The sequence below is a fragment of the Hydrogenophaga intermedia genome (genome assembly GCF_000723405.1).
GTDB classification, from domain to species: Bacteria; Pseudomonadota; Gammaproteobacteria; order Burkholderiales; family Burkholderiaceae_C; genus Hydrogenophaga; species Hydrogenophaga intermedia.
The window spans coordinates 11,720-24,628 of record NZ_CCAE010000041.1; the positions used below are offsets into that span (position 1 = coordinate 11,720).

Sequence of the window (12,909 nt, forward strand, 5' to 3'; positions counted from 1 at the left end):
GCCCGGCCCGTTCCGCTGCCGCCCGCTCAACGGACTTCGACCAGCAGCGCCTCGATGCGGGCGCCGGCACGCAGCACCGCCGCGTCGTGGAAACGCGGCCCCACCAGTTGCACGCCGAAAGGCGCACCCTCGGCATCCGCGCCCAGCGGCAGGTTCAGCGCCGGCTGCTGCGTGAGGTTGAACGGGTACGTGAATCCGCCCACGGACTCGAACCAGGCCCCACCGCCCATGTCGCCCAGTGGCGGTGCTGCGCCCGGCGTGCTGGGCGTGATCAGCAGGTCGATGTCGGTGAATCGCTGCGCCAGTGCACCCGCCATGGCACGCAGCCGCGCGCGGGCGCGCGCCAACTCGGCCGGTGATTGCGCGGCGCCCTGCTCGAACGCCGCTTGCAGGCCCGGCGACAGTTGCGCGCGCTGCGCATCGCTCCAGTCGACAAAGGACTCGTGGATGCGAGAGACCCACACGCTCCACATGTCCAGCGCCCGGTCGTTCGCGGCCTCGGGCCACTCGACCACGCTATGCCCCGCGTCGGCGAGGCGCCGCACCAGCGCCCGCACAGCCTCGGCCACCGCGGGCTGCACGGCCTGTGACGAACCGACCGACAGCGCCCACGCGATGCGCAGCGGCCGATCGGGCGGCGCCTCGCCGCGCACGAACAGCGACGACGGGTCGCGTGCGTCGGCCCGCGACAGCACCTGCATGGCCAGTACCGCATCGGCCACCGAACGCGTGAAGGTGCCCAGGTGCGCGAACTCGGCGAAGGCACTGGCCGGTGCGAGCGGGATGGCACCAAAGCTGGGCTTGAAGCCCACCGTGCCAGTCCACGAGGCGGGCAGGCGAACCGAGCCCCCTGCGTCGCTGCCCAGGGCCAGCGGCCCCCAGCCGGCGGCCACCTGCGCGGCCGCGCCGCTGCTGGAACCACCGACCTCACGCCCCGGCGCCGCGGGGTTGAGCGTGGTGCCAGCCTGCGGGTTCGACGAGCCCACGGTCCAACCGAACTCGGTGGTGGTGGTCTTGCCGAACAGCACCGCGCCACCCGCGCGCAGTGGCGTCACGCCAGGCGCGTCCTGCGGCACGGGCTCGTCGCTGCCGCTGAGGGAGCCGCGCCGCGTGGGCCAGCCGGCCACGTTCACCAGGTCCTTGATGGACACCGGCACGCCGTCCAGCACCGACAGTGGCCGGCCCTCGCGCCAGCGCCGACCCGAGGCCTCGGCCTCACGCTCGGCCGCCGCGCGGTCGAGCAGACAGAAAGCGTTGATCCCGCGCGTGTCGGCCTCGATGGCGGCGAAGAGTTGTTCCAGCACCCCCGATGGATGCAGGCGGCCATCGCGGTAGGCCGACGTGAGCCCGGCGATGTCCAGGGACAGGGCGTCGCTGGCCATCAGGGCTGCGCCTTGAAGGTTTCGAACTCGACGTTGTAGAACGTGTCGCCCTGCTTTTCGAAGCGGCGGATGTACTGGTCGTGCACCACGTCGCGCGTGTCCTTGTCGATGGTGAGACCGCCACGCGGGCTCTCGATCTTCAGGCCGGCGAGCGCGGCGATCAGCGTCGGCCCGTCGGCCTTGCCGCCGGTCTTGGCCAGGGCCGCGTACAGCGCGGCCATGCCATCGTAGGCGGCCACGCCCATGATGGTGGGGCGCGACTTCTGTTCGCGCTGCGCCTTGAACTCGCGCACGAAGCGCTCGTTCAGCGCCGACTTGTGGTGCATGGAATAGGGATACACGGTGGTGATGCCCACGCCACGCTCGCCGATGGCCTCCACCAGCGCCTCGTCCACGATGTCGCCCGTGCCGATGAGCTTGATGCCCGCCTCGTCCAGGCCCTTGTCGCGGTACTCCTTGATGAAGGCCGGTGCGACGTCGCCGCCGTTGACGAAGGAGAACAGCACGTCGGGCCTGGCGTCCTTCACGCGCTGGATGTAGGGCGCGAAGTCCAGCGTCATCAACGGCGTGCGCACATTGCCCACGATCTCGCCGCCGGCCTTCTTGAAGGCAGCGATGAAGGCAGCCTCGGCGTCGTGACCCGGCGAGTAGTCGGCCACGATCACGTAGGCCTTCTTCGCGCCCTGCTTGATGGCCCACTGCGCAATCGGCGGCACGGTCTCGGGATAGTGAAAGGAGGTGCGCACCATGTAAGGCGACTTGGCGGTGAGTCCGCCGGCGGCCGCGTTCATCACGATCATGGGCACCTTGGCCTGGGTCGCGATGGGCGCCACGGCCAACGCGTTCGGCGTGAAGCCGAAGCCCGCGAGGACGTTCACCTTCTCGCGCACCACGAGTTCGGTGGCGATGCGCTTGGCCGCGTCGGGGTTGGGCCCGCCCACGTCCTTGATCACCACCTCCACGCGCTGGCCGGCGACGGTGTCGCCGTGCATCTTCTGGTAGGCCCGGATGCCAGCCTGCATCTGCTTGCCGAACTCGGCGAACGGACCGGACATCTCGGCGATGACGCCGACGCGCACGACGCCCTGCGCGGAGGCGGTGGGCGCGACGGCCAGGCTCAGCGCGGCCAATGCGCCGCCAATGACGTGCTTGAAGGGAAAGTACATGACGGGTTTCCTCAGGGAGTTGAACAGCGGTCGCGCGCGGCGCCCGCGACGGAATCAAGCGATCAGGCGGTCTCGTCGATGCCCACGCCCAGCAGGCCTTCGAGCAGCGCGGTGTCGTTGGCCAGATCGGCGCTCGGCCCTGCGTGCACCACGGTGCCGCGCTCCAGCACGATGGCCTGGTGCGTCATCTCCAGCGCCAGCACGGGGTGCTGTTCGACGACGATGGAGGCCAGGCCCTCCTGCTCGCAGAGCCGGCGGATCGAAACGGCGAGTTCTTCGACGACGATGGGGGCGAGACCCTCCATCGGCTCGTCGAGCAGCAGCAGGCGCGGGTTGGTCATGAGCGCGCGGCCAATCGCCAGCATCTGCTGCTCGCCCCCCGAAAGCTGGTTGCCGTAGTTGCCGCGCCGCTCGCGCAGGCGCGGGAACAGCTCGTACACACGCTGCAGGGTCCAGGGCCCCTTGCGCGCGATGACGGTGAGGTTCTCCTCCACGGTGAGCGAGGGGAAGACCTCGCGCTCCTGCGGCACCCAACCGAGGCCCGCGGCCGCGCGGCGGTGAGCGGGCCAGCGCGTGATGTCCTGCCCCGCCCAGCGCACGGCACCGCGCATCACGCGGGTGTTGCCCATCAGGGTTTCCAGCAGCGAGGTCTTGCCCACGCCGTTGCGGCCCAGCACGGCCAGGCTCTGCCCCTCCTCGAGCGCGAAGCCCAGTTCGTGCAGCACCACGGCGTTGCCGTAGCCCGCTACCACGCGGTCGAACGCCAGCAGCTCAGCCATGGGCCGCCTCCGCGGGAATCGCCTGCACGGCGTGCGTGTGCGCCTGTCCCAGGTAGACCTCGCGCACGCGCGGGTCGCGGCCGATCTCGGCCGGTGTGCCCTCGGTGAGCACCTGCCCCGTGACCAGCACCGAGATACGGCGTGCGAAGCGAAAGACGAGTTTCATGTCGTGTTCGATGAAGAGGACGCTGATGTCCGCAGGCAGCGCGTCGATGACCTCGAAGAGCTCGCCGCTCTCGTCCTCGGGCACGCCGGCGGCGGGCTCGTCGAGCAGCAGAATGCGCGGCTTCGCGGCCATGGCCAGCGCGATCTCCAGCAGGCGCTGCTTGCCGTAGGCGAGTTCGGCCACGGGCACGTCGGCCAGCGCGTCCAGCTTCAGGCGCCCCAACAGTTCACGCGCCTCGTCGTAGACGGCGGTGTGCCGCTTGAGCGGGCGCCACCACACGGCGCCCAGGCCGTCGCGCTCGCTGATCGCCAGCACCACCGAGCTCAGCGGTGTGAGGCTGGGGAACAGGGTGTTGATCTGGAAGGTGCGGGCCAGGCCGCGTCGCGCGCGCCGGTCGGCCGACAGCGCGGTCACGTCCTCGCCGTTCATGAGCACGCGGCCGGCCGAGGGCTTGTAGATGCCCGTTAGCAAGTTGATCAGCGTGGTCTTGCCGGCGCCGTTGGGGCCGATGAGGGCCTGACGCGCGCCGGGCTCCAGCGAGAGGTTCACGCCGCTGACGGCGTGGAAGGCGCCGAAGGAGATGCCCAGTCCGTGGGTCTGCAGTGCCGCCGCGCTCATCGTGCCGCCTCCTCTCGCGTCTTGAACAGGCGCGAGAGCGCGCCCATGATGCCGCCGCGGCCCAGCAGCACCGCGGCGATGAGGAAGATGCCCAGCCAGAACTGCCAGTACTGCGGGTTCATGTCGGCGAACCAGTCGTGCACCAGCATGTAGACGATGGCGCCGACGAGGCCGCCGTACAGGCGCCCCGTGCCGCCCAGCACCAGGATGATCAGGATCTCGGCCGAGCGGTTGAAGCCGATCGATTCGATGCCGACGAACTGCGTGGTCTGCGCCAGCAGCGCGCCCGCGACGCCGGCCACGCCAGCCGACAGCGCATAGGCCAGGCGCAGCCGCGCGTCCACCGGCGAGCCGATGGCGAGCATGCGCTTGCGGCTGTCGTGAATACCGCGCAGCGTGAGGCCGAACGGCGATTTCAGAATCAGCCGCACACCCAGGAACACCAGCAACACCATGGCGAAGGCGTAGAGGAAGGCGGTCTGGCCGAACAGGTCGAACTCGAAACGGCCGAACAGTGGCTCGACCACCATGCCCTGCAGTCCGTCGGTGCCACCGGTGATGCCCGAGAGCCGGTTGGCCAGCTCGGCCAGCAGCATGCACACGCCGATGGTGATCATCAGCCGCGCCAGGTCGGTGCCGCGCACCACCAGGGCACTGAGCAGATAGCCCAGCGCGAGGCAGACCGCCATCGCGATCAGCAGACCCGAGAAGGGCTCGCCCCAGCCGTGTTTGGCCAGCAACCCGGCCGCGTAGGCGCCCGCGCCGAAGAAGGCCGCGTGGCCGACCGTGAGGATGCCGGCGTAGCCCAGCGCCATGTCGAGCGACACAGCGAACAGGCCGAAGATGAGGATCTGGCTCATCAGGCTGAGGTGGTCTGGCGTGAGGAAGTAACACGAGGCCAGGCCGAGCCAGAACAACACCTCGGCGGTGCGCGCGTACGCGGGCTTCAAGGTGATGGGCTTCATGCCAGGCCCTTTCGCGGGATGATCCCGTTCGGTCGCACGAGCAGCATGACGATCATGACCACGTAGATGAGGAAGGCGCCCGCCTCGGGCAGGTAGTACTTGCCGGCGACGTCCACGATGCCCACCAGCAGCGCGGCCACGAAGGGGCCGGTGATGGTGCCGGCCCCGCCGACGCAGACCACGATGAGGAAGTACACGAGGTACTTCAGCGGGAAGCTGGGCTCCAGCCCCAGCATGCCCAGGCTGAGCGCGCCGCCCAGACCCGCCAGGCCGCAGCCCAGCGAGAACGTGAGGAAGAACAGGCGCTGCACCTGGATGCCGGTGCCGGCCGCCACGCGCTGGTTGTCCACCGCGGCGCGCACCATGGCGCCGTAGCGCGTTCGGCCCAGGCCCAGCAGCAGCGCCGCCAGCACCACCACGCCGCAGACGATGAGGAACAGGCGGTAGCGGCTGACCTCCAGGCCGAGCAACGAGAGCCGGCCATCGAGCGATTCGGGTAGCGTGAAGGGCTGCATGGTGGGCCCGAAGAAGAAGGTGAAGGCCGCCACCGACACGAACACGATGCCGATGGACAGCAGCACCTGGTCCAGCGGATGCGCCTTGTAGAGCCGGCGGTAGAGCACGAATTCGAACAGCGCGCCCACCAGGGCCGCGGCCACGAAAGCCGCGCCGAGCGCGGGGTAGAAGCCCAGGCCGTAGCGGTTCATCAGCACGGCCGCTGCGTAGCCGCCCACCATGGCGAAGCTGCCGTGGGCCAGGTTCACGAAATTCATCAGGCCCATCGTGATGGACAAGCCCACCGCGATGAGGAACAGGAGCATGCCGTAGGCCACTCCGTCGAAAAGCACGATCGCCATGGGGGAATCAGGGCGCGGCCTTGGCCGGATCCTTCACGCGCTCGAACTGGTCGAACTCCACGTTGACGAGCTGGCCGTTCACGCGCTCGGTCTTGCGGATGTAGACGGTCTGCACGATGTCGCGCGTGGCGGCGTCGATCTCCACCGGGCCGCGCGGGCTCTCGAACTGCAGGCCCTTGAGGGCTTGCATCACCTTCTCGCCGCGGGTGTCGCCCTTGGTCTTGGCCAGGGCGGCCTCGATGGCGGACAGCGCGTCGTAGGCCGAGACGGCGAAGTAGCTGGGGCGCATGGCTTTGCCGAACTGCGCCTCGAAGTCCTTCACGAACTTCTGGTTCTTGGCCGAGGGGTGGGCGTAGGAGTAGTGGTGGCTGGTGACCAGGCCCAGCGCCACGTCGCCGGTGGCGTCGAGGTAGCTGTCGTCGGTGGCTTCGCCGGTGGCGAAGAGCTTGATGCCGGCTTCTTCCATGCCGCGCTCTTTCCAGACCTTGAGGAAGGCCGGCGGCATGACGCCCGAGGGGAAGAAGAAGAACACGGCCTGCGGCTTGGCGTCCTTGATGCGCTGCACATAGGCCGAGAAGTCGGGGTTGTTCATCGGCGTGCGCAGCTCACCGGCGATCTTGCCGCCGACGGCCGTGAAAGCTTTCTTGAACGCAGTCTCGGAATCCACGCCCGGGGCGTAGTCGGCGACCACGGTGTAGACGCTGTTCACGCCGTTCTTCACCAGCCAGCGGGCCATCGGGTCGGACACCTGCTGCACCGTGAACGACACACGCGCGATGAAGGGCGAACTGGTGGTGATGGCCGAGGACGAGGCGTTGGCCACGATGACCGGCAGCTTGGCCTGCGTGGCGATGGGCGCCACCGCGTAGGCGTTGGGGCTGAAGTCCAGGCCGGTGATGAAGCTCACCTTGTCGCGCACCACCAGTTCCTGCGCGAAGCGCTTGGCCGCGTCGGGTGCGGGTCCGGCGGTGTCCTTCTAGATGATCTCCACCGGGCGGCCGGCGATCTGGCCCTTGCGCTCCTTCAGGAAGAGCGCGATGCCGGCGTCGAACTGGCGACCGTAGTCGGCGTAGGGGCCGGAGTAGGTGGCGATGAGGCCGATGCGCAGGGGCTCGGCGGCGTGCGCGGCGCCCAGCGCGCCGAAGGCGCCGAGGCCGGCCAGGCCGAGTGCGGCGATGGCTTGTCGTTTGGTGAAGGTCATGGCGGGACTCCGTCGGGAATGAAAGAAGAGGCGGGAGAAGGAAGGCGGGGTCAGGCAGCGGCCGGCGTGACCATGGCCGCCAGAGCGGCCTTGAGGTCGCTGTCGGGGTCGGCCAAGGTCTCGGGCGCGAGTCGCGCGCCCGCGGCAATGAGCTGGCGGCTCAGCAGGTGCTCGCCGGGCCGGTTGACGCTGTGGGCGGCGGCGATGGCGCCGTCGCGCAGGTAAAAGACGCTGAAGCGCGCGCTGTCGGGTTCGCCACGCACCACGGCTTCGTCGCCCTCGCGGGCCACGCCGGCCATCTGGAACTTGAGCTCGAACTGGTCGCTCCAGAACCAGGGCACGGCGGTGTTGGGCCTGGGCTTGTCCACCAACAAGCTGGCGGCGGCGCGCGCGCCATCGGTGGCGGCCTGAATGGATTCGTGCCGCACGCGCGGCGCGCCAGGCATGGACGCCACGGCGGCCACGTCACCCGCGGCCAGCACGCGCTCGGCCGAGGTGCGACCCAGCGGGTCGGTGACGATGCCGTTGTCCACCGTGAGGCCAGCGTCGCGCGCGAGCTCGCCGTTGGGCCACACGCCGACGCCCAGCACCACGAGGTCGCAGTCGATGCGCTGACCGTCGGCCAGTTCCACGGCGGCCACGCGGCCGTGGGCGCCGACGAGGCCACGCACGCCACGCCCGGTGAGCACCTCCACGCCACGCTGGCGGTGCGCGTTCTCGACAAAGGCCGACATCAGCGCCGGCATGCTGCGCGCCAGCAGGCGCGGCTGGGTCTCGATCACGCTGACCTCGGCGCCACGCGTACGCAGCGCGGCGGCCACCTCCAGGCCGATGAAGCCACCACCGATGACGCAGACCGCGCGCGCGGACGCAGCGGCCTCGGCCACGCGCAGCGCGTCGTCCAGCGTGCGCAGGGGCAGCACGCCGTCCAGCTCGGCGCCGGGCAGCGGCAGGGCGCGGGCGCGGGCCCCGGTGGTCAGCGCCAGCCAGCCGTGCTCGAGCACGGTGCCGTCGTCCAGCGTGAGGCGTCGCGCGCCGGGGTCCAGCGCGGTGACCCGGCGGCCCAGGCACAACTCGATGCGCTTCTGGGCATAGAACTCGGGTGAACGCAGCCAGAGCTGGTCCACCGTGGCCTTGCCGGTGAGCAAACCCTTGGACAAGGGGGGGCGCTGGTAGGGCGGGTGCGGCTCGTCGCCGACGATGAGGATGTCCTCCTCGAAGCCCAGCTCGCGCGCGCTGCTGGCGAGCTGCAGGCCGGCGTAGGAGGCGCCGATGATGACCAGGGGGGCATTCTTTTCGGTGCGGGTCATGGCTGAACTCCTCGGGGTGTCATGAGGCGCCGCATTGTATGCAACTGAATTCATCAAACCAACACAATGGGACGAATGGCAAACATGAGGCTCAGACTGGACTCCAAATAAAGGGTAAACCCGAATATTTGAGGCACTAATTCGGTGCAGAACGGCCTTAAACAACCTCTTCATTCTTTCTCTGCATGCAGATTGCATGCCAGTCGGAACAGGCGGCGTGCATCAGTGCCCGCTCTCCTAGAATTCCTCGCTCACATCCCATCGTTCAACCGCATGGACTCCCAACAATCCCGCGTGCTGATCCAGTTGCGCGACCTGATCCTCAAAGGCGAGTTCGTGCCGGGCGAGCGCCTGGCCGAGATCCCGCTGGCCGAAAAGCTCGGCGCCTCGCGCACTCCGGTGCGACTTGCCCTGGACAGCCTGGAGCACGAGGGGCTGATCGAACCATCACCCAGCGGGGGCTACCAGATGCGCCGCTTCACCTCGCAGCAGATCGCCGACGCGATCCGCGTGCGGGGCCTGATCGAGGGTTTCGCAGCACGCCTGTTGGCCGAGGAAGGCGCACCGCGCCAGCTGTTGCGTGAACTGCACGAGTGCCTGGAGCAAGGCGACCAGACGGTGAACAAGCCGACCATGGAATTGGACGACTACACGGCCTATGTGGAGGCCAACGACCGCTTCCATCAACTCATCATGGACGGCTGCGGCAACTCGGTGCTGCGCCGGATCATGGACATGCTGGACGCCATGCCCTTCGCTTCGCCCAGTTCCATGCTGCCCATGCAGTCGTCCATGGAGGAAGGCCAGCAGTGGATGCGACTGGCCCAGCGCACACACCACGCCATGGTGCAGGCCATCGAACGCGGCCAGGGCTCGCGCGCGCAGGCGCTGGGTGAGGAGCACGTGGAGATCGCGCGCATGAACCTGGACTACGCGCTGGAGCGGCCCGAGCTGGCCGCGCGGCTGATGCCAGGCATGCGCCTGGTGGCTGGCAAGAACAAGGTCTGAGAGTCCCACCGTGGCCCGCATCGCGCACCCGAGCAGCCACCTGAGCGTGCGCACCTACGGTGCCTCGCACGGCAGCCACGACCACGCGCACTTCCAGATCCTGGTCGGGCTGGAGGGCGCGCTCGAGCTGGAAGTCGCGGGGCGGGGGTTGCGCATCGGCGCTGGCGAGGGGTACGTGGTACCGCCGGGCGAACGCCACGATTTCGAGGCCCGTCAGGGCGCCCGCTGCCTCGTGCTGGACAGCCACGACAGCGGCTGGGCCATGGCCGGCACCGCGCCGACGCCGGCCACGCTGGCGCTCGCAAGCTATCTCGCCGAGGCCTGCTCGCGCGGCCTGCCCCGAGCGCAGGCCATGGGGCCGGCGCTGCTGCTGGAAGCTTGGCTGCCCACGCCCATCACGTCCCGACGCGCGCGCCGTGAGATCGACTGGGCCGCCCTCGCCGACTGGGCCAGCGGGCGCTGGACGCTGGATCGGGTGGAGGTGGCGGATCTGGCGGCGCGCGTGCACTTGAGCCCGGCACAATTTGCGGCGCGCTGCCGCGAGGAATTCGGTCTTAGCACGCAGCAGTGGCTGCGCGGGCTGCAGCTTGATCAGGCGCGCCGGCTGCGCGCCCAAGGCCTGCCGGTGGCAGAGGCCGCGCGGCGCAGCGGCTACCGCTCGCCCTCGGCGCTGACGGCCGCGCTGCGCCGGCGGACCTGACCCACGCGTGACCCGCGTCCCGCAACGACGGACCCGCGCCCCGCGATGGTGGCGCGCGCGATGATCGCCCGATGAGTACCGCCAACCTGCTGGCCATGGGCGCGATCGCGCTGTGGGCTTCGCTGGCCGCACTGGGTGTGGCCCTGTCGCACATCCCCCCCTTTCTGCTCACCGGCCTGGGCCTGCTGGTGGGCAGCCTGATCGCGCTGCCGCTTTCGCGCTTCGACCTGCGCCGCTGGCGTGTGCCGGCGAGCACGCTGGCGATGGGCATCTACGGCCTGTTCGGTTTTCACTTTCTGCTGTTCATTGCGCTGCGCCATGCACCACCGGTGCAGGCCAATCTGGTCAACTACCTGTGGCCGCTGGGCATCGTGGTGATGGCGCCGCTGCTGCTGCCCGGCGTGAGGCTCACCGCGCGCCACCTGATCGCGGCACTGATCGGCTTCGCGGGCGCGGCGCTCGCCATTCTGGGGCGCACCGACGGCGGCACCGGCGTCACCTGGGCCTGGGGCTACCTGCCGGCGCTGGGCTCTGCCTTCATTTGGGCCACTTACTCCTTGCTCACCAAACGCGTGAGAGCCTTTCCCACCGCGGCCATCGGCGGGTTCGCGGCCGCTTCGGGCGCGCTGGCGCTGCTGTGCCATGCTTTGTTGGAGCCTCCGGTGGCCTTGTCCCTGCAGGACGGGTTGCTGATCGCGCTGCTCGGCCTCGGTCCGCTGGGGGGCGCCTTCTTCCTGTGGGACGCGGCGCTCAAGCGCGGCGACCCACGCCAGATCGGCGTGCTGAGCTTCCTGACGCCGCTGCTGTCGACCTTCACGCTGCTGGCGGTGCGAGGCGAGCGGCCCAGCGCCTCGGTACTGGTGGCGACCGCAATGATCGTGGGCGCCGCAGTGCTGGCAGCCCGCACGCGCTGAGTCAGTCCACCAGCAGCGCGGCCGGGTCCTCGGCTTCGAGCACGGTCTTCGCCCAACCGGCGAGCTTGACGGTATCGCTGCGCAGAATCTGCTGCTTGACCGCGAGGATGCGCGAGGGATGCATGGAGAAGCTGCGCAAGCCCAGGCCCAGCAGCAGGCGCGTCATGGTGACGTCGCCCGCCATCTCGCCGCACACGCTCACGCCCTTGCCCTGGGCGCGCGCCTGCGCGATGGTGGCGGCCACCAGTTGCAGCACCGCGGGGTGCAAGGGGTCGTACAGGTGCGACACGGCCTCGTCGGCGCGGTCGATGGCCAGGGTGTACTGGATCAGGTCGTTGGTGCCGATCGACAGGAAGTCGAAGTGGCGCAGGAACAGGGGAATGGTGAGCGCAGCGGCCGGCACTTCGATCATGGCGCCGAGCTTGACCGGCCCGTGCGGCACGCCGGCCGCGTCGAGCTGTTCGCGCGCGCGGTCCACCAGGGCCAGGGTCTGGCGGATTTCGCTCGCGTGCGCGAGCATGGGGATGAGCAGGTTCACCGGCCCGTGCGCGGCCGCGCGCAGGATGGCACGCAGTTGAGCGAGGAACATCGCCGGGTCCGCCAGGCTCCAGCGGATGGCGCGCAGACCCAGGGCCGGGTTGAGGTGGTCGTCCAGGCGCGCCACGCTGCGGTCCAGTGGCTTGTCAGCCCCCACGTCCACGGTGCGGATGGTGACCGGCAGGCCTTGCATGCCTTCAACGGCGCGGCGGTAGGCCCGGTATTGCTCCTCCTCGTCGGGCAATTGGCCGTTGCGGCCCATGAACAGGAATTCGCTGCGGAAGAGACCCACGCCAGCGGCGCCGGCCTTGAGCGCGGCGGCGGCGTCGTCGGGCTGTTCGATGTTGGCCAGCAGCTCGATCTTCTGGCCGTCGAGCGTGACAGCCGGCGTGTTCTTCAGACGCGAGAGTTTCTCGCGATCGATCTCACCCTGGCGTTGCTTGAACCCGTATTCGGCCAGCACGATGGGCGAGGGGTCGACCACCACCACGCCAGCGTCGCCATCGATCACCACCCAGTCGTCCTGGCGGATGAGGTGGCTGGCGGAGCGCGCGCCCACCACGGCGGGGATGTCCATGCTGCGCGCCACGATCGCGGTGTGGCTGGTCTTGCCGCCCACGTCGGTGACAAAGCCGGCGAACACACTCTGCTTGAACTGCAGCATGTCGGCTGGCGACAGGTCGTGAGCGATCAACACCAGCGGCTCGTCCTTGCTCGCCCGCTCGGCGGCGACGGCGGGCGCGGCGATCGGCGCGGCCTGGCCACGCATCGCGCGCAACATGCGATCGACCACTTGCTCGAGGTCGGCCTTGCGCTCGCGCAGGTAGGGGTCTTCCATCTCGTCGAACTGGCGTGAGATGACCTCGAGCTGCGTGGTCAGCGCCCACTCGGCGTTGTAGTGGCGATCCTTCACCCAGTGCTTCACGCCGTCCGTGAGTTGCTCGTCCTGCAGCAGCATGAGGTGCACGTCGAGCAGCGCGGCGAGCTCGGGGTGGGCGTCGACCTGTCCCAGGCCCACCAGTCCTTGCTGCACGCGCAGGATCTCTTCGGCCACCGCCTTGCGCGCCTGGCGCAGCCGCTCGATCTCGCTCTCGATCTCGTGCGGCGCCACCAGGCGGTGCGCCACGTCCACGCGGCTGGAGGCGACGATCACGGCCCGCCCGATGGCCACGCCACGGGAGACGGCCAGACCATGGACGGAGAAGGTCATGCTGGCGCTCCGCGGGCGCGTGGGGGCTTCATTTCGCCGCCGGGCCGCCCCAAGGCGAAGCAGCCCCCTCGGGGGGCAGCGACCCGCGAAGCGGTG

At 69.6% G+C, this 12,909-nt stretch carries 11 protein-coding genes and 1 pseudogene; 3 read left to right on the forward strand and 9 right to left on the reverse strand.

Annotated elements, in window-relative coordinates; all coding sequences use genetic code 11:
• Positions 1-26: 26 nt before the first annotated feature.
• The 8 genes and pseudogenes from BN948_RS18940 to BN948_RS18975 form a co-directional block, all read right to left on the reverse strand.
• Positions 27-1,382: an amidase gene (locus BN948_RS18940; RefSeq protein WP_009519262.1), complete on the reverse strand. Its 1,356-nt coding sequence runs from the start codon at positions 1,380-1,382 to the stop codon at positions 27-29.
• On the reverse strand, positions 1,382-2,548 hold the full coding sequence (locus tag BN948_RS18945) for an ABC transporter substrate-binding protein (RefSeq protein ID WP_009519263.1): 1,167 nt from the start codon (positions 2,546-2,548) through the stop codon (positions 1,382-1,384). The genes BN948_RS18940 and BN948_RS18945 overlap by 1 nt, the downstream gene beginning before the upstream one ends.
• A 62-nt stretch (positions 2,549-2,610) precedes the next feature.
• A complete protein-coding gene (locus tag BN948_RS18950) occupies positions 2,611-3,327 on the reverse strand; it encodes an ABC transporter ATP-binding protein (protein ID WP_009519265.1) in 717 nt (238 codons plus the stop codon).
• Entirely contained in the window at positions 3,320-4,111 is a 792-nt protein-coding gene (locus BN948_RS18955; RefSeq protein ID WP_009519267.1) for an ABC transporter ATP-binding protein, read from the reverse strand. The genes BN948_RS18950 and BN948_RS18955 overlap by 8 nt, the downstream gene beginning before the upstream one ends.
• The gene (locus BN948_RS18960) at positions 4,108-5,076 is read right to left on the reverse strand and encodes a branched-chain amino acid ABC transporter permease (RefSeq protein ID WP_009519271.1); all 969 of its coding nucleotides are present in this window, start codon (positions 5,074-5,076) and stop codon (positions 4,108-4,110) included. Before BN948_RS18960 ends, BN948_RS18955 begins: the two co-directional genes overlap by 4 nt.
• Positions 5,073-5,933 carry a branched-chain amino acid ABC transporter permease gene (locus BN948_RS18965; RefSeq protein WP_009519274.1) on the reverse strand — a complete coding sequence of 287 codons (861 nt, stop codon included), beginning with the start codon at positions 5,931-5,933 and terminating at the stop codon, positions 5,073-5,075. The genes BN948_RS18960 and BN948_RS18965 overlap by 4 nt, the downstream gene beginning before the upstream one ends.
• Positions 5,934-5,940: 7 nt before the next feature.
• A pseudogene (locus BN948_RS18970) lies at positions 5,941-7,134 on the reverse strand (ABC transporter substrate-binding protein).
• A 50-nt stretch (positions 7,135-7,184) separates the two neighbouring features.
• Positions 7,185-8,444, reverse strand: a complete 1,260-nt coding sequence (locus tag BN948_RS18975) for an NAD(P)/FAD-dependent oxidoreductase (protein ID WP_009519278.1) — start codon at positions 8,442-8,444, stop codon at positions 7,185-7,187.
• 273 nt (positions 8,445-8,717) lie between these two features.
• On the opposite strand from BN948_RS18975, the gene BN948_RS18980 reads away from it, so the two are divergent.
• From BN948_RS18980 to BN948_RS18990, 3 genes are all read left to right on the forward strand, one after another.
• The gene (locus tag BN948_RS18980; RefSeq protein ID WP_009519279.1) at positions 8,718-9,452 is read left to right on the forward strand and encodes a GntR family transcriptional regulator; all 735 of its coding nucleotides are present in this window, start codon (positions 8,718-8,720) and stop codon (positions 9,450-9,452) included.
• Between the two features lie 10 nt (positions 9,453-9,462).
• Positions 9,463-10,152 (forward strand): AraC family transcriptional regulator, encoded by a 690-nt coding sequence (locus BN948_RS18985; RefSeq protein ID WP_009519280.1) that lies wholly within the window; start codon positions 9,463-9,465, stop codon positions 10,150-10,152.
• A gap of 71 nt (positions 10,153-10,223) precedes the next feature.
• Complete coding sequence (locus BN948_RS18990) at positions 10,224-11,066, forward strand: DMT family transporter (protein WP_009519281.1); 843 nt, start codon at positions 10,224-10,226, stop codon at positions 11,064-11,066.
• Between the two features lies 1 nt (position 11,067).
• Here BN948_RS18990 and ptsP read toward each other — a convergent pair whose 3' ends face one another.
• Positions 11,068-12,813: a phosphoenolpyruvate--protein phosphotransferase gene (gene ptsP / locus BN948_RS18995; RefSeq protein WP_009519283.1), complete on the reverse strand. Its 1,746-nt coding sequence runs from the start codon at positions 12,811-12,813 to the stop codon at positions 11,068-11,070.
• Between the last annotated feature and the right edge of the window lie 96 nt (positions 12,814-12,909).

Excerpts from the sequence above, each read along its gene's own strand:
- BN948_RS18940 (WP_009519262.1), bottom strand. The coding sequence starts at position 1,382 with ATGGCCAGCGACGCCCTGTCCCTGGACATCGCCGGGCTCACGTCGGCC.
- BN948_RS18945 (WP_009519263.1), bottom strand. The coding sequence starts at position 2,548 with ATGTACTTTCCCTTCAAGCACGTCATTGGCGGCGCATTGGCCGCGCTG.
- BN948_RS18950 (WP_009519265.1), bottom strand. The coding sequence starts at position 3,327 with ATGGCTGAGCTGCTGGCGTTCGACCGCGTGGTAGCGGGCTACGGCAAC.
- BN948_RS18955 (WP_009519267.1), bottom strand. The coding sequence starts at position 4,111 with ATGAGCGCGGCGGCACTGCAGACCCACGGACTGGGCATCTCCTTCGGC.
- BN948_RS18960 (WP_009519271.1), bottom strand. The coding sequence starts at position 5,076 with ATGAAGCCCATCACCTTGAAGCCCGCGTACGCGCGCACCGCCGAGGTG.
- BN948_RS18965 (WP_009519274.1), bottom strand. The coding sequence starts at position 5,933 with ATGGCGATCGTGCTTTTCGACGGAGTGGCCTACGGCATGCTCCTGTTC.
- BN948_RS18975 (WP_009519278.1), bottom strand. The coding sequence starts at position 8,444 with ATGACCCGCACCGAAAAGAATGCCCCCCTGGTCATCATCGGCGCCTCC.
- BN948_RS18980 (WP_009519279.1), top strand. The coding sequence starts at position 8,718 with ATGGACTCCCAACAATCCCGCGTGCTGATCCAGTTGCGCGACCTGATC.
- BN948_RS18990 (WP_009519281.1), top strand. The coding sequence starts at position 10,224 with ATGAGTACCGCCAACCTGCTGGCCATGGGCGCGATCGCGCTGTGGGCT.
- ptsP (WP_009519283.1), bottom strand. The coding sequence starts at position 12,813 with ATGACCTTCTCCGTCCATGGTCTGGCCGTCTCCCGTGGCGTGGCCATC.